Annotated in this window: 18 protein-coding genes; 10 read left to right on the forward strand and 8 right to left on the reverse strand. The window is 65.2% G+C overall.

The window, feature by feature from the left end; translation table 11 throughout:
* Positions 1-27: 27 nt before the first annotated feature.
* The 7 genes from YP76_RS13805 to hmgA form a co-directional block, all read right to left on the reverse strand.
* On the reverse strand, positions 28-264 hold the full coding sequence (locus YP76_RS13805; RefSeq protein WP_046764207.1) for a formate dehydrogenase subunit delta: 237 nt from the start codon (positions 262-264) through the stop codon (positions 28-30).
* 10 nt (positions 265-274) lie between these two features.
* Positions 275-3136, reverse strand: coding sequence for a formate dehydrogenase subunit alpha (gene fdhF / locus YP76_RS13810; RefSeq protein ID WP_046764208.1), 2862 nt, complete (start codon positions 3134-3136; stop codon positions 275-277).
* Positions 3133-4710 carry a formate dehydrogenase beta subunit gene (locus tag YP76_RS13815; RefSeq protein ID WP_046764209.1) on the reverse strand — a complete coding sequence of 526 codons (1578 nt, stop codon included), beginning with the start codon at positions 4708-4710 and terminating at the stop codon, positions 3133-3135. The genes fdhF and YP76_RS13815 overlap by 4 nt, the downstream gene beginning before the upstream one ends.
* Complete coding sequence (locus YP76_RS13820; protein ID WP_408640444.1) at positions 4707-5159, reverse strand: formate dehydrogenase subunit gamma; 453 nt, start codon at positions 5157-5159, stop codon at positions 4707-4709. Before YP76_RS13820 ends, YP76_RS13815 begins: the two co-directional genes overlap by 4 nt.
* 147 nt (positions 5160-5306) lie before the next feature.
* Positions 5307-5675 carry a Rieske (2Fe-2S) protein gene (locus YP76_RS13825; RefSeq protein WP_046764386.1) on the reverse strand — a complete coding sequence of 123 codons (369 nt, stop codon included), beginning with the start codon at positions 5673-5675 and terminating at the stop codon, positions 5307-5309.
* Positions 5672-6973, reverse strand: a complete 1302-nt coding sequence (gene fahA, locus YP76_RS13830; protein ID WP_046764211.1) for a fumarylacetoacetase — start codon at positions 6971-6973, stop codon at positions 5672-5674. Before fahA ends, YP76_RS13825 begins: the two co-directional genes overlap by 4 nt.
* Positions 6970-8259, reverse strand: coding sequence for a homogentisate 1,2-dioxygenase (hmgA, locus tag YP76_RS13835; RefSeq protein ID WP_046764387.1), 1290 nt, complete (start codon positions 8257-8259; stop codon positions 6970-6972). The genes fahA and hmgA overlap by 4 nt, the downstream gene beginning before the upstream one ends.
* A 102-nt stretch (positions 8260-8361) precedes the next feature.
* Here hmgA and YP76_RS13840 point away from each other — a divergent pair, with 102 nt between their 5' ends.
* Positions 8362-8817 carry a MarR family winged helix-turn-helix transcriptional regulator gene (locus tag YP76_RS13840; RefSeq protein WP_046764212.1) on the forward strand — a complete coding sequence of 152 codons (456 nt, stop codon included), beginning with the start codon at positions 8362-8364 and terminating at the stop codon, positions 8815-8817.
* 3 nt (positions 8818-8820) lie between these two features.
* On the opposite strand, the gene YP76_RS13845 is transcribed toward YP76_RS13840, so the two are convergent.
* The gene (locus tag YP76_RS13845) at positions 8821-9714 is read right to left on the reverse strand and encodes a LysR family transcriptional regulator (protein ID WP_046764388.1); all 894 of its coding nucleotides are present in this window, start codon (positions 9712-9714) and stop codon (positions 8821-8823) included.
* Between the two features lie 100 nt (positions 9715-9814).
* Here YP76_RS13845 and YP76_RS13850 point away from each other — a divergent pair, with 100 nt between their 5' ends.
* From YP76_RS13850 to YP76_RS13890, 9 genes are all read left to right on the forward strand, one after another.
* Entirely contained in the window at positions 9815-10423 is a 609-nt protein-coding gene (locus YP76_RS13850; protein WP_046764389.1) for a TetR/AcrR family transcriptional regulator, read from the forward strand.
* 365 nt (positions 10424-10788) lie between these two features.
* A complete protein-coding gene (locus YP76_RS13855; RefSeq protein ID WP_046764213.1) occupies positions 10789-11151 on the forward strand; it encodes a hypothetical protein in 363 nt (120 codons plus the stop codon).
* Positions 11152-11234: 83 nt separating this feature from the next.
* Entirely contained in the window at positions 11235-12485 is a 1251-nt protein-coding gene (locus YP76_RS13860; protein WP_046764214.1) for an efflux RND transporter periplasmic adaptor subunit, read from the forward strand.
* A gap of 206 nt (positions 12486-12691) precedes the next feature.
* Entirely contained in the window at positions 12692-15889 is a 3198-nt protein-coding gene (locus YP76_RS13865) for an efflux RND transporter permease subunit (protein WP_046764215.1), read from the forward strand.
* An 8-nt stretch (positions 15890-15897) separates the two neighbouring features.
* Positions 15898-17307 carry an efflux transporter outer membrane subunit gene (locus YP76_RS13870; RefSeq protein WP_408640440.1) on the forward strand — a complete coding sequence of 470 codons (1410 nt, stop codon included), beginning with the start codon at positions 15898-15900 and terminating at the stop codon, positions 17305-17307.
* A gap of 74 nt (positions 17308-17381) precedes the next feature.
* Positions 17382-17771: a nuclear transport factor 2 family protein gene (locus tag YP76_RS13875; protein ID WP_046764216.1), complete on the forward strand. Its 390-nt coding sequence runs from the start codon at positions 17382-17384 to the stop codon at positions 17769-17771.
* Positions 17772-17926: 155 nt separating this feature from the next.
* Positions 17927-19960: a M3 family metallopeptidase gene (locus YP76_RS13880; RefSeq protein ID WP_046764217.1), complete on the forward strand. Its 2034-nt coding sequence runs from the start codon at positions 17927-17929 to the stop codon at positions 19958-19960.
* 237 nt (positions 19961-20197) lie between these two features.
* Complete coding sequence (locus tag YP76_RS13885; RefSeq protein ID WP_046764218.1) at positions 20198-20908, forward strand: Crp/Fnr family transcriptional regulator; 711 nt, start codon at positions 20198-20200, stop codon at positions 20906-20908.
* Between the two features lie 57 nt (positions 20909-20965).
* Positions 20966-21154, forward strand: coding sequence for a hypothetical protein (locus tag YP76_RS13890; protein WP_046764219.1), 189 nt, complete (start codon positions 20966-20968; stop codon positions 21152-21154).
* The last annotated feature ends 75 nt before the right edge of the window (positions 21155-21229 follow it).

Below are 21229 nucleotides of genomic sequence, written 5' to 3' on the forward strand. Positions count from 1 at the left end.
ACTGCGTGAATGGAAAGGCCGGTTGCGTCAAGGGACCGAGATCCGGCCGACGGCAGCCGCCGCAATCGCCGAAAATTGTTCCGGCCGGGTCCGCGTCAATGCCAGAATATGCTGTTTCATGGCCGGATCCCAGAAATCCCGGATATGGTCAGCGGTCGTCGTCACCGCCTCCTCCTCGCCTAGTGCCGCGACATTGCGCGCGATCTGGTTGACCATGTAGATCAGTCGATCCTCGGTCGACATGACATGATTTTCATCGCTCATGCGCCCGATCCTATTCGGCTGCTTCCAACGGCGCAATCCGCCTGCTGTGCCGCGCCTGTTCGGCATAGTCGCGCTGCCAGTCGCTCGGTCCGTTGGAGGGCATGACCTGCACGGCCGTCACCTTATATTCGGGGCAGTTTGTGGCCCAATCCGAATAGTCCGTGGTGATGACATTGGCCTGCGTATCGGGATGGTGGAAGGTCGTATAGACAACGCCCGGCGCCACCCGCTCCGTGATCAGCGCGCGCAGGCTCGTTTCGCCTGCCCGGCTCCTGAGCGACACCCAGTCGCCATCCTTGATCCCCCGATTTTCCGCATCGGTAGGGTGGATTTCCAGCCGGTCCTCCGGATGCCAGGCTTCGTTCGCCGTCCGTCGTGTCTGTGCGCCGACATTATATTGGCTGAGGATACGCCCGGTGGTCAGCAGCAGCGGGAAGCGCGGCCCCGTCTTCTCGTCGGTCGGCACATAGTCGGTGACGACGAACTTGCCCTTGCCGCGCACGAAACCGTCGATATGCATGGTCGGCGTCCCGTCCGGCGCAGCCTCATTGGCCGGCCATTGCAATGATCCTTCCACGTCTAGCCGGTCATAATGCACGCCCGCGAAGGTCGGGGTCAGCGCAGCGATCTCGTCCATGATCTGGGAGGGGTGGTCGTAGGTCCAGCCAAGGCCCATGGCGTTGGCCACCGACTGCACGATCTCCCAGTCCGCATAACCGTTTATCGGCGCCATCACCTTGCGCACGCGCTGGATACGCCGTTCGGCATTGGTGAAGGTCCCATCCTTCTCCAGAAAGGTCGAGCCCGGCAGGAAGACATGGGCATAGTTGGCGGTTTCGTTCAGAAACAAATCCTGCACGACCACGCATTCCATCGCCGCAAGACCCGCCGCGACATGATGGGTGTTGGGGTCGGATTGAAGAATATCCTCGCCCTGGATGAAGATGCCTTTGAACGTCCCGTCGGTTGCGGCATCCAGCATATTGGGGATGCGCAAACCCGGTTCGGCATCGAGCGGCACGCCCCAGGCCTTTTCGAACATCGACCGAGTCGTATCGTCGGACACATGGCGATAGCCCGAAAATTCATGCGGGAAGCTGCCCATGTCGCAGGCGCCCTGCACATTATTCTGCCCGCGCAGGGGGTTCACGCCAACACCCTCGCGTCCGATATTGCCGGTCGCCATGGCAAGGTTCGCGATCGCCATCACGGTCGAACTGCCCTGGCTGTGCTCGGTGACGCCCAGACCATAATAGATCGCGCCATTACCGCCAGTCGCATAGAGTCGGGCTGCCGCGCGCACTTCCTCCGCCTTCACGCCGGTCAGCGGCTCGATCGCTTCGGGCGAACGGCTGGGCTCTGCCACAAAGGCTGCCCAGTCCATGAATTCATCCCAGTCGCAACGTTCCCGGATAAAGGCTTCATCGAAGAGATTTTCCGTGACGATCACATGCGCCATCGCCGTCAGCATGGCGACGTTGGTGCCGGGCCGCAGCGGCAGATGATGATCGGCCTCCACATGGGGTGATTTCACCAGATCGATCCGGCGCGGATCGATGACGATGAGCTTCGCGCCCGGTTTTCCATCTTTGGGCCGCAGCCGCTTCTTCATCCGGCTGGCGAAGACGGGATGCCCGTCCGTCGGGTTCGCGCCGATCACCAGGATGACATCGGCCTGCATCACGCTGTCGAAATCCTGCGTTCCCGCCGAAGTGCCGAAGGTCGTCTTCAACCCATAGCCCGTCGGAGAGTGGCAGACGCGCGCGCAGGTATCGACATTGTTGTTGCCGAACCCCTGGCGGATCAGCTTCTGGACGAGGAACGTCTCCTCATTGGTGCAACGGCTCGACGTGATCCCGCCGATGCTCCGCGTCCCGTATTTCGACTGGATGCGTTTGAACTCGCTGGCGGTATGGGCAATCGCCTCCTCCCACGACACCTCGCGCCAGGGTTCCTCCACCGACGCGCGGATCATCGGGTTCAGGATGCGGTCGCGATGCTGGGCATAGCCCCAGGCGAAGCGGCCCTTGACGCAGCTATGCCCGCGATTGGCCTTGCCGTCCTTCCACGGCACCATGCGAACCAGTTCCTCGCCCCGCATCTCTGCGCGGAAGGTGCAGCCGACACCGCAATAGGCGCAGGTGGTGACGACCGCCCGATCCGGCGTCCCGACCTCCACCACCTTCTTCTCGGTCAGCGTCGCGGTCGGGCAAGCCCGGACGCAGGCGCCGCAGGACACGCATTCGGACGACAGGAAATCCTGCCCCTGGCTTGGCGAGACCTTGGAATCGAAGCCGCGCCCCTCGATGGTCAGCGCGAACGTCCCCTGCACCTCGTCGCAGGCCCGCACGCAGCGCGAGCAGACGATGCACTTGCTCGGATCGAAATCGAAATAGGGGTTCGACTGGTCCTTCGCCTGTCCCATATTGGTGGCGCCGTCATAGCCGTAGCGGACATCACGCAACCCCACCGCCCCGGCCTGATCCTGCAACTCGCAATCGCCATTGGCTGGGCAGGTCAGGCAGTCGAGCGGATGGTCGGAGATATACAGCTCCATCACCCCGCGCCGGAGCTGCTTCAGCCGTTCGCTCTGCGTGCGGACCACCATGCCCTCGGCAATCGGCGTGGTGCAGGAAGCGGGGTAGCCGTTGCGGCCTTCCACCTCGACCAGGCAGAGACGGCAGGAACCGAAACTCTCCACATTGTCGGTCGCGCACAGCTTGGGGATCGAGCAGCCGGTCAGCGATGCTGCGCGCATGATCGACGTGCCCTCCGGCATCGTTACCGTGTCGCCATCGATGGTCAGGGTCACGCTCTTGCCCGTGGCAATGGCGGGTGGCGTCCCATGATCGGTTTCGCGCGTATAGGTCATTCCGCAGCTTCCTTCACTGGAGCCGGAGCCCCAAAATCCTCGGGGAAATGGTCGAGTGCGCTCAACACCGGATAAGGTGTGAAGCCGCCCAGAGCGCAGAGCGATCCGTATTTCATCGTGTCGCACAGGTCGCGGAGCAGAGCGGTTTGCGCTTCCGGTCCGGTGTTGATCCGCGAAGGTGATCGCGAATTGAGCGCCTTTTTCAGAAAGGGTCCGACGGGAGGATCGGCCGGTGGCGGAGTGGTGTTGCGGGCGGCGATGATCCGGTCCATGACCTCGACCCCGCGCGTCGATCCTATTCGGCAAGGGGTGCATTTGCCGCAGCTTTCGACCGCGCAGAATTCCATGGCGAAGCGCGCCATATGGGCCATGTCGACCGTGTCGTCGAAGACGGTGATCCCGGCATGGCCGATCAATCCGCCCGCCTGGGCAAAGGCCTCATAGTCGAAGGGCAGGTCGAACATCGAGGGCGGGAAATAGGCGCCCAAAGGTCCGCCCACCTGCACCGCGCGGACCGGACGCCCGCTGGCGGTGCCGCCGCCGATGCCATTCACCAGTTCGCCGAGCGTGATGCCGAAGCCGATCTCATAGAGGCCGCCATGCTTCACATTGCCCGCAAGCTGTACCGGCATGGTTCCGCGCGACCGGCCGAAGCCGACCGCCGCATAGGCCTGCGCCCCTTCAGACAAGATGAAAGGAACGGCCGCCAAGCTCAGGACATTGTTGATGACGGTCGGCTGACCGAACAGGCCCGCCAGCGCCGGCAGGGGCGGCTTGGCACGCACCTGTCCGCGCTTGCCCTCGATGCTGTCGAGCAGCGCCGTTTCCTCGCCGCAGACATAGGCGCCCGCCCCGACCCGCACTTCCAGGGTGAAGGGCGCGATGCGCAGGGCGGACAGTTCGATCGCCTCCTGCATGGTGGCGATCGCAAAGGGATATTCGCTGCGGATATAGATATAGCCATGATATGCCCCCACGGCATGCCCGGCGATCGCCATCCCCTCGATCAGGCAGAGGGGATCGCCCTCCATCAGCATCCGGTCGGCGAAGGTTCCACTGTCGCCTTCATCGGCATTGCAGACGATGAACTTCGCATCCGACGCCGCATCCAGCACGGTCTGCCATTTGATCCCGGTCGGAAAGCCGGCCCCGCCACGCCCGCGCAGGCCCGAAGCCTTGACCGCATCCACCACCGCCTGGGGCGCCATCGCCCGCGCCGCGTCCAGCCCGCGCCAGCCGCCATGCGCGGCATAATCCGCCATGTCCAGCGGATCGATCACGCCGCAGCGGGCGAAGGTGAAACGCTGCTGCCCCGCGAAAAAGGGCAAGGCCGCCACATCGCCCAGCCGCGCCGCATGGCTGCCGTCCAGCACCGCCGCGACATCGCCCGGCCCGACCGGTCCATAGCCGATCCGCGTCCCGTCCTGCTCCACCTCCACCAGTGGTTCGATGGAAAACAGGCCCCGGCTGCCGGTGCGCACGACCTCGCACCCGGCCGCTTCGAACGCGCGCGCCACGTCATCCGCGCCCAGGGCGACCGAAGCCATGTCCCGGCTGACATAAATACGCGTCATGCCGCAATCTCCCGTGCGATCCGGTCCAGCGCGGCGGCATCGACCCGCGCCACGGGCCGCCCGTCGACCAGCGCATTCGGCCCGACCGCGCAAAGCCCCAGGCAATAGACCGGCTCCAGCGTCACCTGCCCGTCACGCCGGGTTTCACCCATCGCGACGCCCAGCCGATCGGCCGCCGCCGCCTCCATCGCCGCGCCACCCCGCGCCTGGCAGCTTTCCGCCCGGCACAGTTTCACCACATGCCGCCCGGCAGGCGCCCGCCGGAAATCATGGTAGAAGGTGACGACCCCATGCACGTCGGCACGGCTCAGGTTCAGCGCAGCGGCGATCGCGGGCACGGCCATGTCATCGACATAGCCTATCTCTTCCTGCAACCAGTGGAGCAGCGGCAACAGCCTGTCGCGCGTGCGCCCATGCGCGCTCGCCCAATCCTCCACCAACCGCGCCATATCCTCGGCGCCGATACCCTGCTGCATCCGTTTCATTCTTTCCGAGCATTGTCTTTTCGCGCGTCATGCTGCGCCCGGCCACGCCCCGCGTCAAATCGAAGGCCGCCATGTTTGATAGAAATCATCTATCAAACATGGCGCGCCGGATCAGCGCTCGCTCGTGACGATCATGCCATCTTCGACCTTCACCGGCCAAGGCGTCAGCCCCGCCCCCGCGCAAGGCCCGCCGACGCAGGCGCCGTCGCCAATCCCGAACCGCGCGCCGTGCCAGCTACAGGCGATCAGATCGCCATCGGGCGTCAGATAGTCGTCGAGCCGCTGGGCCAGCGGCAGCCCCATATGCGGGCAGCGATCGACATAACCGTGCACCGCCCCTCCCCTGCGCACGACAAAGCCATGGAAGCGCCCTGCCCGCATCCGGATCACGAAATTGCGCGCGCTGCCGTCCGCGATGCTGTCGAGCGCCGCCAGGCGCACTCCCGCAGGCGTGGCGCTCAGCCGCGCCTCCTCGCTCATCGCGCCGGCTCGATCACCGCGCGGCATTCGCCAAAGCCGATCGAGACATAGCCGTCCGCTTTCGCCACGGCCTTCAGCGCCAGTTCGTCGCCATCCTCCAGGAAGGCGCGTTCCTCGCCGGTCGGCAGGCTGATCCGGACCTTGCCGCCTTCGGTGAGTTCCATCAGGCTGCCATAGCCGTCCCGCGTCGCCGCCGACAGGGTCCCCGTCCCCAGCAGGTCGCCGGGATTGAGGTTGCATCCGTTGGAGGCATGGTGGGTCACGATCTGCTGCGCGGTCCAGTACATGCTGGACGCCGGGCCGTGCGACAGGCGCAGTGGGGCCAGACCCCTCTCCCGCATCGCCGCGCTGGACAAGGTGACTTCCAGATCGACGGACAGCGCGCCGCGTGCCTGATCGTCCTCATCCCAGAGATAGGGCAAGGGTTGCGGATCGCCCTCCGGCCGGGCGGGCTGGGCGATGCGGAAGGGCGCCATCGCCTCCGCCGTCACCACCCAGGGGGAGATGGTCGAGTGGAAATTCTTGGCGAGGAACGGCCCCAGGGGCACATATTCCCACGCCTGGAAATCGCGCGCCGACCAGTCGTTGAGCAGACAGAAGCCCGCAATATGGTCCACAGCCTCGCCGATCGGCACGGTGTCGCCCAGCGCATTGCCCGCGCCGATCCAGATGCCCAGTTCCAGCTCATAGTCCAGCCGCTGGCTTGGCCCGACCGTCGGCGCGTCGGCGTCCGGCGCCTTGCGCTGACCGCTCGGCCGCACCACCGGCACGCCCGAAGGCCGGATCGACGACGCCCGCCCATGATAGCCGATCGGCACATATTTATAATTGGGCAGCAGCGGATTGTCAGGCCGGAACAGCTTGCCGATATTGGTGGCGTGATGGATGCCGACATAGAAATCGGTATAGTCGCCGATCGCGGCGGGCAGGTGCATTTCGCAGTCCGCCGCGCGATGCAGCAGCGGTTCGATGACGGCCCGCTGCGTCGCATCGCTCAGCAGATCGCTCAACCGCCGGCGCAGCGCCGCCCGGTCCTGCGCGGGCAGCGCCATCAGGGCATTGAGCGTGCTCCCGCCCAGGGCCGCCGCCGCCTTTTCCGGCAGAAGCCCGGCCTTAGCCGCGCCCTTCAGGTCCCATATCCAGTCGCCGATCGCCACCCCGGCCCGTACCTCGCCTCCAAACGGCGCGAAAATCCCATAGGGCAGGTTCTGCACCGGGAAGTCGGGATGCCCATCAGCCCCCCCGACCCAGCTCGACCGCGCCGGATCATGGGTTTCGTCCATCTGCGGAAAAGTCATGCCTCGTCCCCCTTCGGCAATTGCGCCTTCTGAAAGCCCGACCAGCAATCATCGTAATCGAGCTGGCCAAGCGGCGTTTCCATCGCGAACCGCGTCGGATGGAAGACGAAGCGGCTTTCGAACATGAAGGCCATGGTATCGGCGATCCTGTGCGGTTTCAGCTCCGCCCCGACGGCGCCCTCATAACTTGCCTTGTCCGGCCCATGTCCCGACATGCAATTGTGGAGGGAAGCCCCGCCCGGCGCGAAGCCGCCCGCCTTGGCATCATAGACGCCGTGGATCAGGCCCATGAACTCGCTCATCACATTGCGGTGAAACCATGGCGGGCGAAATGTATCCTCCGCCACCATCCAGCGCGGCGGAAAGATCACGAAATCGCAATTGGCCGTCCCCGCCCGTCCGCTGGGGGACGTGAGCACGGTGAAGATCGAGGGATCGGGATGGTCGTAGCTGACCGTATTGATCGTGTTGAACAGCCGCAGATCATAGCGGCAAGGCGCCAGATTGCCGTGCCAGGCCACGACGTCGAAGGGCGAATGGTCCTGGGTCGTCACCCATAGCCGCCCGGCGAATTTCTGGACGATCTCATGGGGGCTGTCATCATCCTCGAACCAGGCGGCCGGACTTTCGAAATCGCGCGGGTTGGCGAGCCCGTTGGAGCCGATCGGTCCCAGGTCGGGCAGGCGGAACAGGGCGCCGTAATTTTCGCAGACATAGCCCCGCGCGCTTCCATCGGGCAGTTCCACCTTGAACCGCACGCCGCGCGGGATGAGGGCGATCTGTTCCGGCGTAACCGTCATCACTCCCATTTCCGTGACGATCCGCAAGGCCCCCTGCTGCGGTACGATCAGCAACTCGCCATCGGCATTATAGAAGGCGCGGCGCTCCATGGACTGGTTCACGGCATAGAGATGCACCGCCAGCCCCTCGCCACCGCCGGGATCGCCTGCGCCGCAATAGCTGACCAATCCGTCGACGAAATCGGTCGCCTGCCGCGGCATCGGCAGCGGGTCCCAGCGCAGCCGGTTGGGCGTCGGCGGCACTTCGTCGAAAGGCCCGCTGCGCAGCAGAGTGTCGCTTTCATAAGGGCGGTAGGCCGGATGATTGGCCGCCGGGCGCAGCCGGTAGAGCCAGCTCCGCCGGTTGTCCGCGCGCGGCGCGGTGAAGGCGGCGCCGGAAAGCTGTTCGGCATAGAGGCCGAAGGGCACATGCTGCGGCGAGTTGCGCCCTTGCGGCAGCGCGCCCGCCACCGCTTCCGTCACGAAATGATTGCCGAAGCCGGCCATCATCGGATCGATCGTCTTGTCCACGTCCGGCTGCTCCCATTTGGTATCAATTGTTACCACTATAGCGCCTTGCGGAAGAAGTATCAAATGTTACTATTGGCCATGGTCACCAAAGCCCTGCGCCTTGACAGCTTCCTGCCCTATCGGCTGTCCTTCACCACCGCGCTGTTGAGCGACAGCATCGCGCAAAGCTATGAAACGCTGTTCGGCATCACCATCCCCGAATGGCGGATCATCGCCTGGGTCGCGGAAAAGGGCAGCATCACCCAGCAGCAGATCTGCGCCCAGACCCGGATGGACAAGGTGACGGTCAGCCGCGCCGCCATTGCGCTGACCGAACGAGGCCTGCTGGAGCGCCTGCCCCATGCGGAGGACCGACGTTCCCATCTGCTGGCGCTTACCGCGGAGGGCAAGGCGCTCCATGCCGCGATCGCGCCCAAGGCGCTGGAGATGGAAAGCCGCGTCTTTTCCCATTTCAGCAAGGCGGAGGTCGACGCTTTCCTGTCCATGCTCCGCAGGATCGACGCGATCGTGCTGGGCGAGGAAGGCGGCGAGTAATCGTCAATCGCGCTTCCGGCCGCTGATGTCCCGCGCGACGGCGAGCACGGCTTGCGCCAGCGGGCCGAGCGGCGCGCGGTCGGACACGATCACGCCGATCCGGGCGCCTTCATCCGCTTCGGGCAGGGCAAAGGTCCGCACCCAGTCCAGCCCGTCCAGCAGCACGGCATGGCTGTCCGGCACGATCGAGCAAAGCCGTCCCTGTCGCACCAGGGCGAACAGCGCGACATAGCTGTCCGCCGTCACGACCGGACGCAGCGCCAGTTCGCGTTCCCCGAGCCGCGCGTCCAATATCCGCCGGTTCTGCATCCCCTGGTGCAGCAGGCAGAGCGGCAGGCGCGCCACATCCTCCCAGCCCGGCGCCCGCTTTTCATCCAGCACGCCGCGCGCCGCCACGAGCATGTAGCGCTCGACATAGAGCGGCACCGCCAGCGCATGGGAGGGCGGCTCGAAATCCAGGTAGGTGAGCCCTGCATCCAGTTCGAACGCCGCCAGTTCCCGCTCGATCTGGCGCGAAGTCAACGCCCGGACGGAGATGTTCAGCGCCGGATGCCGCTCCAGCAGCGCCTCCACCAGAAAACCGATGGCCGGCATGGCCGCGGGGATCGCCCCCAGCCGCAATTCCCCTTGCAACGGCCCCGTGGCGACCGCCGCCGCCTGCAACAGATTGTCCGTCGCCGCCACCAGTTGCCGCGCCCAGGGAAGGATCGCCCGTCCCTCCTCGGTCAGCCCGGCATAGCGCCGGTTGCGCAGGATCAGCCGCTTGCCCAATTGCGCTTCCAGCGCGGAAATGCCCGCCGACAGCGTAGGTTGCGACACATGACATGCCGCCGCCGCCCGCGCGAAATGCCCTTCCCTTTCCAGGGCGAGGAAATATTGGAGAAAACGGGTCTGCATCTTGTGCGCTGATAGGATAAAGCGGTGGCCCATGAAAGCCGCCTCCGTCATGAACGCGGCTCTGGACGTCGGGGCATCGCTTCACTATATACCGCTCGGTATGGAATCGCAGACACAGGTAGCGCGGGGCCGCCCGCGGGAGTTCGATCCCGAAGAAGCGTTGAGCGCCGCGCTCACCGTCTTCTGGCGTCGCGGCTATGAAGGCGCTTCCATGGCGGAACTGACCGAAGCCATGGGTATCACCAAGCCCAGCCTGTACGCCTGTTTCGGCAACAAGGAATCGCTGTTCCGCAAGGCGCTCGACCTCTATGAGCGCGATAAGCTCTGCTATATGACGACCGCGCTGGAAGCGCCGACGGCCAAGGGGGTTGCCGAGCGGCTGCTGCGCGGGTCGCTGGCGATCCAGACGGGTACGACCGATCCCCATGGCTGCCTGGGCGTCATCAGCACGGTCGCCTGTGCGGTGCAGGCGGAATCGATCCGGGACGAGGTCATCGCGCGCCGGGCTTCGTCGGACGCCGCGCTTCTGGCCCGGCTGGAACGCGCGCGCGACGAGGGGGATTTTCCCGAGACGATAGCGCCGCAGGCGCTGGCCACCTATCTGTCGACCGTGATGCAGGGCATGGCGGTGCAGGCAAGCGCGGGAATGTCGCGCGGGCAGTTGGAGCAGTTCGTCGAAACGACGCTGGCTGTCTGGCCAGGCAAGTGACGGAAATCAGGTTTTTTTCGGAATAGATACCGAAAAAATACCAATCGGTATAAAAATATCTTGACCGCCTTCCGCCACCCCATTATATACCAGTCAGTAGTGAATGGACCTGTTCTACCGAAGGGGTCATCCGATGCGGACATTTTTAAAACGCTGTCGTCATTGACGACCTGAGGCGGCCAGCTCAACAGGGCGTGTCGCTTGCCTGATCATTATCCTATCGCTTGACGCGCAGCCGATCGGTCGCGCGGCGGAGAGGTTTTTTTCACGTTCGGCCGGGATGGCTCACAGCGGACGGCACCATGTCGGCCCGATCCCCCGGTCTTGCCTCAATCACATCTTGCCTCAATCACAGGGGAACAGCCATGGCATTTCTGCAACTTGCCACGCTTGCCGAAGATGGCGGGGCGATTGGCATCGCAAGGACGGCAACCGCGGGTTTCGCGCCGGTCGAATGGCAGATCATCCGGCTCGCGCGCCACGACGGACTGTCGTCGCTGCGGCCACCGGATCGCTGGGATCGGCTGAAGAGCTGGATCTTCGGGGAGCGCGCCAATCCCCGTCTCGCCAACAAGCGGCTGGAAAGCCTGCGCCGACTGGCAGTCGACGCCTGGCATCGTGGTTATGCCGTCCGCCCCTCTTTTCTGAAGGCCTTTCTCAGGGCCGGATTCAGCGAAGGCCAGCTTGAAACCCTGCTGGCCGCCATCAGCGCGGGCCGCCGCGCCTAGATCTTCATTCATTCATTCGGTTTCACGCGCCAGCGACCAAGGCCGCACGCTTCGAAATCGCCGAGCTTCGCGGAGCTGACATCATGAACATGCATACCCCCATCGACGTCGACACCAAGTCGGCAACGCCCCTTGCCCGCTGGCGAAAGCGCCATGTTTCCCTGGCGGCTATCGCGCTCGCCATCGCCGGCGGCGTCACCTGGAAGCTGGTCGACAAGCCCGAGGCGCAGGCCGCCGCCACGCCGCTGGTCACGGTGGGCGTCGCCGCCCCCCTGTCCCGCGCGGTGACGCAATGGGACGATTATGTCGGCCGGTTCGCCCCCAGCCAGACCGTCGAAATCCGTCCGCGCGTGTCCGGTTCGGTTACCGCCATCCACTTCCGGGACGGCGACTATGTGAAGGCGGGACAATTGCTCTTCACGATCGACCAGCGCCCCTTCCTGGCCGCCCTGGCCGAAGCTCGCGCCAACACCGCCAGCGCCCGCAGCGCGCTCCTTCTCGCGCAGAACGACTATAGCCGCGTCCAGCGCCTGACCGGTGACGAAGCCGTTTCGGCGAGCGAGGTCGACTCCCTGCGGTCCCGCCTGCAAGCCGCGCAGGCCGCACTGGCGGGCGCGCAGGCGCGGGAACGACAGCGGGCGCTCGACATGGAGTTCACGCAGGTCCGCGCGCCGATTTCAGGGCGCGTTTCGGACCGGCGGGTCGATGTCGGCAATCTCGTCTCCGCGGGCGAAGGGGCGGGCGCGACATTGCTGACCACGGTCAACAAGCTCGATCCCATCTATTTCAACTTCGACGCGTCCGAGGCGCTGTATTTGAAATCGCAGCGCGACAAGGGTGCTGGCGGGGCGGTTGAGGTGCGGTTGCAGGATGAAGCGGATTATCTGCACAAGGGCCGTCTGGACTTCACCGACAACGGGCTGGACCCGCGTTCGGGCACGATCCGGGTGCGCGCCCTGTTCGACAATCCGGAGATGTTCCTGACGCCGGGGCTGTTCGGCAATATGCGGCTGGCCAGTGGCGGCAAGGTCAACGCCCTGCTGGTTCCGGATGAGGCGATCCAGTCCGATCAGGCGCGCAAGACCGTGCTGGTGGTCGGGCGGGACGACAGCGTCGCGGCGAAGCCGGTGGAGCTGGGTCCGGTGGTCGACGGGCTGCGCATCATACGCGCAGGGCTAGCGCCCGGTGATCGGGTGATCGTGTCGAACATTCAGGCGGCTATGCCCGGCGCCAAGGTCGCGACAAGACCGGCGGCGATCAAGGCGGCTCCGGCGCCGGTTGCGCCCGCTGATGCGGCGGCGCCGATCGCGGCGCAGGCAACCTTCGCGCACTGACTTCTAGCTCATCCCCTTCAGGTTCATCAGAGGCACAAACTCTGATGAAGGGTTGGGGTGGGGGCATGGCCCATAGGTCGTGCCATCCGGCGAGCCCCCACCCCCAGCCCCTCCCCTGAAGGGGAGGGGAGAAAATAGCTGATCCGTGGTCTGGCGCCCCCTGCCTGATTGCGAACCCCTTTTCACGCCATCGAGGAATTCGTCCGATGCGCCTTTCCCGTTTCTTCATCGACCGGCCGATCTTTGCCGCCGTGATCGCGGTGGTCATCACCGTGATCGGCGCCATCGCCTTCGTCGGTCTGCCCGTATCGCAATATCCCGACATCGTGCCGCCCACGGTCACGGTCTCCGCCCAATATCCTGGCGCCTCCGCCGAGACTGTCGCGTCCACCGTCGCCGCGCCGATCGAGCAGGAGATCAACGGCGTCGACGACATGCTCTACCAGAGCAGTCAGTCGACCGGCGACGGCAAGGTCACGATCACCGTCACCTTCAAGGTCGGCACCGACCTCGACGCCGCGCAGGTGCTGGTCCAGAACCGTGTCGCCGTCGCCGTCCCGCGCCTGCCCGAAGAAGTGCAGCGGCTGGGCGTCGTCACGCGCAAGACGACCCCGGAATTCCTGATGGTCGTCAATCTCCAGTCGCCCGACGGCACGTTCGACCGCAACTATATCTCCAACTATGCGCTGACGCAGGTCCGCGACCGGCTCGCCAGGCTCGACGGCGTGGGCGACGTGCAGCTTTTCGGCTCACGCGACTATGCGATGCGCATCTGGATCGACCCCGACCGCGCCGCGGCGCTCAACCTGACGGCGGGCGAGATCGTGCAGGCTCTGCGCGCCCAGAATGTGCAGGTGTCCGCCGGTTCCATCGGCCAGCCGCCTTATGACGCCGGTTCGCATGGGGGCGAAGCCTTCCAGCTCGGCGTCGAGATGCAGGGCCGCCTGACCGAGCCGCAGCAGTTCTCCGACATCGTCATCCGCACCGACGCCGATGGCCGCCAGGTCCGCGTGGGCGACGTCGCCCGGGTCGAGCTGGGCGCGCAGGATTATGGCGTCAACACCTATCTGTCGAACAAGCCCACCGTCGTCATCGCGACGATGCAGCGCCCCGGCTCCAACGCGCTCGACGCGGCGGAGAAGGTGAAGGCGGAGATGGAGCAACTGTCCAAGCGCTTCCCCAAGGGGCTGGAATATAGCGTCATCTACAACCCGACCGAATTCATCAGCCAGTCCATCGACGCCGTCTATCACACGCTGTTCGAAGCGGTGATCCTGGTCGTCCTGGTCATCCTGGTCTTCCTCCAGAACTGGCGCGCGGCGGTCATCCCGATCATCGCCATCCCGGTTTCGCTGATCGGCACGGCGGCGATCCTCGCAGGGCTCGGCTATTCGCTCAACAACCTGTCGCTCTTCGGCATGGTCCTTGCCATCGGCATCGTCGTCGACGACGCCATCGTCGTTGTCGAGAATGTCGAGCGCAATATCGAACATGGCATGTCGCCGCTGGAGGCAGCCAGAACCTCCATGGATGAAGTTTCCACGGCGCTGATCGCCATCGTCCTCGTCCTGTGCGCAGTGTTCGTGCCGACCCTGTTCATCACCGGCATTTCCGGCGCCTTCTACCAGCAGTTCGCCGTCACCATCTCGACCGCGACGATCATTTCGCTGATCCTCTCGCTCACTCTGTCCCCGGCTGCGGCGGCGCTGTTGCTCAAGTCCAAACATGGTGCGCATGATCTGGACAACGCGCCACGCTGGCGCCGGATGGCGACGCAGGCGGCCGACCGTTTCAATCGCGGTTTCGACCGGCTGAGCGCTGGCTATGCCCGCCTCACCCGCTTCCTCGTCGCTCGGCCGAAGAAGATGCTGCTGACCTATTCGGGCCTGATCGCCGCCACCATCGCCCTGTTCTGGGTGACGCCGGGCGGCTTCATTCCCGCGCAGGACCAGGGCTATTTCCTCGCGGTCGTCCAGCTTCCCTCCGGCGCGTCGCTGGAGCGCACCGACAAGGTGACGCGGGAGGTCGCGGCGAGGATATTGCCGATCAAGGGGCTGCGCGGCGCGGTGATGTTCGCGGGCTTCCATGGTCCCTCGCAGACGCAGGCGCCCAACAGTGCCGCCATCTACTTCCCGTTCAAGACCTTCGCCGAACGTCGGCAAGAAGGCGCCACCTATGCCGGCATCATGGAGCAGGCGAACAAGGCCGTCGCCGGTTACGACAAGGCGCGCATCCTGCTGATACCACCGCCGCTCATCCAGGGCATCGGGTCGGCGGGCGGCTATCGCCTGATGGTGCAGGATCGTGAGGATCATGGCTATGCCGAACTGAACAAGGTCGCGCAGGACTTCATCGCCAAGGCGAACCAGACGCCTGGTCTCAACATGGTCTACACCCTGTTCGACGTCGGCACGCCCCGTATCTATGCCGATGTGGACCGGCGCAAGGCCGACCTGCTGGGCGTGCCGCCGGAACGCGTGTTCGAAGCCATGCAGGTGTATCTCGGTTCCGCCTTCGTCAACGACTTCAACCTGCTGGGGCGCACCTATCGCGTCACCGCTCAGGCTGACGCGAACCATCGCGGCACGGTGGCGGACATCGCCAACTTGAAGACCCGGTCGAACAGCGGGCAGATGGTGCCGATCGGTTCCGTCTCGACCTTCAAGGACAAGACCGGGCCCTATCGCGTGGTGCGCTACAATCTGCTCCCGGCGGTGGAGATCGACGGTGATACGGCTCCGGGCTACAGCTCCGGCCAGTCGCTGGCGACCATGGAAAAGCTGGCCGATACCACCCTTCCCGCCGGTTATGGCAAGGAATGGACGGGGGTGGCGTATCAGCAGGTGATCGCGGGCAATACGGCGGGCATCGTCTTCGCCATGGCGGTCTTCTTCGTCTTCCTGGTGCTGGCGGCGCAATATGAAAGCCTGACGCTGCCGCTGTCGATCATCCTGATCGTGCCGATGTGCCTGTTCGCGGCCATGCTGGGCGTGAATTTGCGGGGCATGGACAATAATATCCTGACGCAGATCGGGCTGGTCGTGCTGATCGCGCTTGCGGCGAAGAACGCCATACTCGTGGTCGAATTCGCCAAGCAGGCCGAGGAAGAACAGGGCTTGTCGCCGGTCGACGCCGCCGTGCAGGCCGCGCAGACCCGGTTGCGTCCGATCCTGATGACCAGCTTCGCCTTCATCCTGGGCGCGGTGCCTCTGGTGATCGCGAGCGGAGCTGGCGCGGAATTGCGGCAGGCTTTGGGTACGGCTGTCTTCTTCGGCATGGCCGGTGTGACCGCCTTCGGCCTGCTTTTCACCCCCACTTTCTATGTCGTGTGCCGCGCATTGGGCGACCGCTTTTCCCGCAAGGGGAAGGGGCAATCTCCCGCCGCGCTGCAACCCGCCGAATAAGGAACGGCATGATGATCAAGACACTCCTCCCCCTCCTGCTCGGCGCGTCGGCCTTGACCGCTTGCGCCGCGGGGCCGGATTATAAGGCTCCGGCCACTCCGGCCACTGCTGCCGGGGCCTTTATCGGCGCGGCCAGTCCGGCGGTCAGCACGGCGCAGGTCGACGACCATTGGTGGCGGCTCTACAGCGATCCCGTGCTGGACGGGCTGGTGCAGGATGCGCTGAAGGCCAATAGCGACATTCGCGTGGCCGTCGCCCGGCTGGAAAAGGCCCGCGCCCAGTTGCGCGGCGCCCGTTCCGACAAGCTGCCGCAGACGACATTGAGCGGTTCGCCCAGCTATGGCCGGGCCTCCGCCGCCCAGTCGCTGCCGGGTGCCGATCGCGAGAACTGGACCGTCGATGCGGGGCTGAACGTCGCCTATGAGGTCGACCTGTTCGGCCGCGTCAAGCGCAGCATCGAAGCGGCGAAGGGCGACGCCAACGCCGCGTCGGCCGATGCCGACGCCGTGCGCGTGGCGGTGGTCGCGGACACGGTGCGCGCCTATGTCGACGCCACCAGTTCGGCAGAACGCATCGCCGTGGCGCGGCAGACGGTGGCGCTGCTCGACAAAAGCATCCGCATCACCAATGCCCGGTTCGAGGTCGGCCGGTCCGACCGGCTGGACGTGATCCGGGTGACGGCGCTGCGCGATCAGCAGGCCGCGCAAATCCCCAGCCTGACCGCGGACCGGGACAGCGCGCTCTTCCGGCTGGCGACGCTGACCGGCCGCGCGCCGCAGGACCTGCCCGCGACCATCCGTGAACAGGAGCGGACGCCCGATCTCAACCAACCTATCCCGGTGGGCGATGGTCGCGCGCTGCTGGCTCGCCGTCCGGACGTACGCGCAGCCGAGCAGCGTCTGGCGGCCGATACGGCACGGATCGGCGTGGCGACGGCGGACCTTTATCCGCGCATCACCCTGGGCGGATCGATCGGCACGACGGCGGTCGGCGGCGGCGATATTTTCGGTGGGGGCCCTTTCCGCTGGCTGCTGGGGCCGCTCATCAATTGGGCCTTTCCCAACCAGGAGGCCAACCGCGCCCGCATAGCCGCTGCCAGGGCCGACGCCGACGGTTCGCTCGCAAGCTTCGACGGAACGGTCCTGCGCGCCCTGGAAGAAACCGAAACGGCGCTGTCGGTCTATGCCCATGCGCTGGAGCGCCGCGATACGCTGAAGGCCGCGCGCGAGGCCGCCGACCGGGCGGCACGCATCAGCCTTGCCCGGCAGCGCGAGGGACAGATCGACTTCCTGACGGTGCTGGATGCGCAACGCACCCTGGCCGCGGCGGAGAGCGACCTGGCGACAGCCAATCGCGCCGTGGCCTTCGCACAGGTGGATCTGTTCAAGGCGCTGGGCGGGGGCTGGACGAACAGCTAGCTCTCTACCGATGGTGGCGATGTTCGCCGGGCTGCGCTAGGGCGGGTGTCCCGATTCAGCCTGAAAGCCGATCCATGACCTCCTCCGCCGACCTTGCCGTTCGACTGCGCCGCGCGGATTTCAACCGCGCCCTGGCGGAAGCGGACCTGCGCGCGATCGGGCCGATCCTGGCGCCCGACGCCATTATGGTCACCGGCACGGACAGTGCGGTGATCGCCGGGCAAAAGGCGCAACTGGCGGTCTGGAAACGGGAATTCGCAGCGGCGGACCGGACCATCTATACCCGCACGCCGGAAACCATATTGGCCTCGCCCGTCGAACCCATCGCACTGGAACATGGCCGCTGGGAAGGGGTTGCCGCCGATTCCGGCGCTTTCCTCGCCTCCGGCAGCTACACCGCCAAATGGCGCCGGACAGGATCGAACTGGGTGATAGAGGCGGAGATCTACCTCACCCTCGCTTGAGGGCGATCGGCCTTCAGCCCCCAAAGCCTGCAAAGAGCACTGGCTGGCGCCTTCCGATGCCCACCTGTGCGCAAGGCGGCGGCATCTCCTCATCAAAGCTTGAAGAGGCGGGCCGGATGACCCAATTAGAGGGTAGATCCAGACCATGAGTGACCATGACCAGCAATCCCCTTCTTGCCGATCGCGACCTGCCCGATTTCGCGGCCATCCAGCCGTCCCATGTCGTCCCCGCCATGGAGGAGGCGATCGCCGCCCACCGGGCAGCCGTCGCTCAGATCACGGCCGGCGGCACGGATGATTTCGACACGGTGATCCTGACCGCCGAGCGCGCCGATTTCCTGCTGTCGCGTACATGGTCGCCGGTGGGGCATCTCGCCTCCGTCGCCGATACACCGGAATTGCGCGAGGCCCATGCGGCCGCCCAGGCGCTGATGACCGCCTATCTCATGGAAGCGGGCCAGAACCGCGCCCATCATGATGCCGTCGCCCGCGTCGCCGCCCGGCCGGATTTCGTCAATCTGCCTGTCGCCCGAAAGCGCGCGGTCGATCTCGCCCTGCGCGGTTTCCGCCTGGCAGGCGTCGCGCTGGAGGGGGAGGCGCGGCAGCGTTTCCTCGACATCGGTGTGGCCTTGAGCGACCTCAGCACCAGGTTCGGCAATGCCGTGCTCGACGCGACCGAGGCGTGGAGCGAGCATGTCACCGATGAAACAGCGCTCGCCGGGGTGCCCGACAGCGACAAGGCGATCCTGGCCGCTTATGCAGGGGAAAAGGGATTGACCGGATGGCTCATCACCCTGCGCCAACCGAGCGTGCTGGCGATCCTGCTGCATGCGAAGGACCGCAAGCTGCGGGAGCGCGTATATCGCGCCTATAACACGCGCGCGTCCGATCAGGCGGACGACAGGAGCCATGACAATAGCGATCGGATCGACGCGATCCTGGCGCTGCGGCATGAGGCCGCGCGAATATTGGGCTTTGCCGACTCCGCTGCGCATTCGCTGGAAACCAAGATGGCGGCCGATGCCGACGAGGCGCTGGCCTTCCTTGCCGACCTGGCCCGTCGCGCCAGGCCGGTGGGCGAACGCGAGCTGGAGGAAGCGCGAACCTTCGCCACCGAACATCTGGACCTGGCCGACCTCCAGCCCTGGGACCTCTCCTATGTGGCCGAAGCCATGCGCCGTACCCTGCATGGCGTCGATCAGGAAGCGTTCAAGGCCTATTTCCCCCTGCCGCGTGTGCTGGCGGGAACGGAGGCGCTGATCGAACGGCTGTTCGGCGTTCGGCTGGCAAAGCGCGAGGGGGTTTCGACATGGCACCCGGACGTGCTGTTCTACGATGTGCGGGATGCCGGCGGGGAGGTGGTCGCCGGCGTCTATCTCGACCTCTACGCCCGGGCGGGCAAGCGTGGCGGCGCCTGGATGGACGTATGCCGTTCCCGCTTCCGCGATGCCGACCGTTTCCACCGGCCCATCGCCTATCTCACCACCAACTTCGCGCCGCCTGCGGGCGACCATCCCTCGCTGGTCACGCATAATGACGTGGTGACGCTGTTCCACGAATTCGGCCATGTGCTGCATCATCTGCTGACCGAGGTGGACCTGCCCTCCATTGGCGGCATCAGCGGCGTCGAATGGGATGCAGTGGAACTGCCCAGCCAGTTCATGGAGAATTTCGCCTGGGACAAGGACACGCTGATCGGCCTGTCGGGCCGTGTCGACACGGGCGAGCCGCTACCGGAAGCGATGTTCGACAGGTTGCTCGCCGCGCGCCAGTTTCAGGCGGGGCTTGCGATCCTGCGCCAGATCGAATTCGCGACCTTCGACCTGCTGCTCCACCGCGACTATGATCCGGCGAAGGGCGCGCAGGTCAATGCCATGCTGGACCAGGTCCGCGCCGCGGTCGCCGTGGTGCATCCGCCGGCATGGAACCGCTTTGCGCATGCCTTCAGCCATATTTTCGCAGGCGGCTATGCAGCGGGCTATTATTCCTATCTCTGGGCCGAACTGCTTTCTGCCGACGCGTTCGAGATTTTCGCCCATGGCGATATTCCCGGTGGTGGCGCGACGGCTTTCCGTCGCGAAATCCTTGCTGCGGGCGCCAGTCGTCCCGCTTCGGAAAATTTCCAGGCCTTTGCCGGGCGCGCGCCGGAGGTCGACGCGCTGCTGCGGATGCGAGGGTTGGCGGCTTAAGACGATAGGAGATGCGGTGGCACCGACCGCATCCGAAGGGTTGGCTGCCGGAGTCCGATACAACCCTCTCCCTATTGCGGTCGACAGAGGGCGGAAACGGCGGACATCGGGATGCTGGTGTCAGGGAACCTCCCCGCCATGTCCCTGATTTCCCATCGGTCGTGACCTCGCATAACGCGCTGGTCGTGGTATAACCCGGCTGATAAACCGGATGTCCCGCACCCGGAGCAGCAGTCGATGATCTTTGCCGATTTCCTTCGCAATCGTCGCCGCGAACAATTGTCCGCGTCGGATCTTGCCGCGCTCGAAGACAGCGTCTGGGATGTGCAAAAGACGCGCGCCCGCCAGCTCATCGCCCATGCCCGCCAACCGATCAGGATGAGCACCTATCTCATGGAGGGCTTCATCTGCCGTTATATGGACGATCGGAACGGCCTTCGTCAGCTCGTCGCCGTGCATGTCCCGGGGGACTTCGTCGATCTCCACGGCTATCCCCTGGGCCGGCTGGACCATGATGTGGCGACGCTGGGCGCATGCAAGATCGCGCTGGTTCCCCATGAAAGGCTGGATCGGTTGCTGGTCGAACGGCCCAACCTGACCAAGCTGCTCTGGTTCAGCACTTTGCTGGACGCCGCCATGCACCGGGAATGGATTTTCCGTCTCGGTCGCCTGGACGCGGTCGCCCGGGTGGCGCATTTTTTCTGCGAGATCGAAGCGAAGCTGCGGGCCGTCGGACTGAGCGACGGGCAGCATTTCGCCTTCCCCCTCACCCAGGCGGATCTGGGGGAGGCCTGCGGCATGACATCGGTACATATCAACCGGATGCTGCGGGAATTGCGCGAGAGAAATCTGATGCAGGTCCAGCGGAACCGCGTCACCATCTCCGACCTTTCCGCGCTGCGCCGCCTCAGCGACTATGATCCCTCCTACCTGTTCATCGAAGGGTGAGGGAACCGTGCGCACCGGTTGCGCGTCCTTTGCAGCTGGAGGAACAAAGGAGAATCCATGCCCCGGGACGGCGTATTCGATCAGGCAGGTGAAGCCTATGCCGAAGAAGGACAAGTGATGCTGGACGGCCCGGACGGCGTCGCGGTGAGCCTGACGCCGGGAGCCGCTGAACAAACGGCAAGAGCATTGCTGCGCGCCGCATCGGATGCCCGGCGGCAGCTCGATGGAAGGGAACTGGAAAGTTAGCGATCGTGACGCATCAGTTTTCACTTTCGGGTTCGCCGCATGACCCCTGATAAGTTAATCGAAATCAATCCAGCC

Source organism: Sphingobium chungbukense (assembly GCF_001005725.1).
Taxonomy (GTDB): domain Bacteria; phylum Pseudomonadota; class Alphaproteobacteria; order Sphingomonadales; family Sphingomonadaceae; genus Sphingobium; species Sphingobium chungbukense.

What these genes read in the sequence shown, in the direction of transcription:
- YP76_RS13805 (WP_046764207.1), bottom strand. Translation starts at nt 264, where the DNA reads ATGAGCGATGAAAATCATGTCATGTCGACCGAGGATCGACTGATCTAC.
- fdhF (WP_046764208.1), bottom strand. Translation starts at nt 3,136, where the DNA reads ATGACCTATACGCGCGAAACCGATCATGGGACGCCACCCGCCATTGCC.
- YP76_RS13815 (WP_046764209.1), bottom strand. Translation starts at nt 4,710, where the DNA reads ATGACGCGTATTTATGTCAGCCGGGACATGGCTTCGGTCGCCCTGGGC.
- YP76_RS13820 (WP_408640444.1), bottom strand. Translation starts at nt 5,159, where the DNA reads ATGGCGCGGTTGGTGGAGGATTGGGCGAGCGCGCATGGGCGCACGCGC.
- YP76_RS13825 (WP_046764386.1), bottom strand. Translation starts at nt 5,675, where the DNA reads ATGAGCGAGGAGGCGCGGCTGAGCGCCACGCCTGCGGGAGTGCGCCTG.
- fahA (WP_046764211.1), bottom strand. Translation starts at nt 6,973, where the DNA reads ATGACTTTTCCGCAGATGGACGAAACCCATGATCCGGCGCGGTCGAGC.
- hmgA (WP_046764387.1), bottom strand. Translation starts at nt 8,259, where the DNA reads ATGGCCGGCTTCGGCAATCATTTCGTGACGGAAGCGGTGGCGGGCGCG.
- YP76_RS13840 (WP_046764212.1), top strand. Translation starts at nt 8,362, where the DNA reads ATGGTCACCAAAGCCCTGCGCCTTGACAGCTTCCTGCCCTATCGGCTG.
- YP76_RS13845 (WP_046764388.1), bottom strand. Translation starts at nt 9,714, where the DNA reads ATGCAGACCCGTTTTCTCCAATATTTCCTCGCCCTGGAAAGGGAAGGG.
- YP76_RS13850 (WP_046764389.1), top strand. Translation starts at nt 9,815, where the DNA reads ATGGAATCGCAGACACAGGTAGCGCGGGGCCGCCCGCGGGAGTTCGAT.
- YP76_RS13855 (WP_046764213.1), top strand. Translation starts at nt 10,789, where the DNA reads ATGGCATTTCTGCAACTTGCCACGCTTGCCGAAGATGGCGGGGCGATT.
- YP76_RS13860 (WP_046764214.1), top strand. Translation starts at nt 11,235, where the DNA reads ATGAACATGCATACCCCCATCGACGTCGACACCAAGTCGGCAACGCCC.
- YP76_RS13865 (WP_046764215.1), top strand. Translation starts at nt 12,692, where the DNA reads ATGCGCCTTTCCCGTTTCTTCATCGACCGGCCGATCTTTGCCGCCGTG.
- YP76_RS13870 (WP_408640440.1), top strand. Translation starts at nt 15,898, where the DNA reads ATGATGATCAAGACACTCCTCCCCCTCCTGCTCGGCGCGTCGGCCTTG.
- YP76_RS13875 (WP_046764216.1), top strand. Translation starts at nt 17,382, where the DNA reads ATGACCTCCTCCGCCGACCTTGCCGTTCGACTGCGCCGCGCGGATTTC.
- YP76_RS13880 (WP_046764217.1), top strand. Translation starts at nt 17,927, where the DNA reads ATGACCAGCAATCCCCTTCTTGCCGATCGCGACCTGCCCGATTTCGCG.
- YP76_RS13885 (WP_046764218.1), top strand. Translation starts at nt 20,198, where the DNA reads ATGATCTTTGCCGATTTCCTTCGCAATCGTCGCCGCGAACAATTGTCC.
- YP76_RS13890 (WP_046764219.1), top strand. Translation starts at nt 20,966, where the DNA reads ATGCCCCGGGACGGCGTATTCGATCAGGCAGGTGAAGCCTATGCCGAA.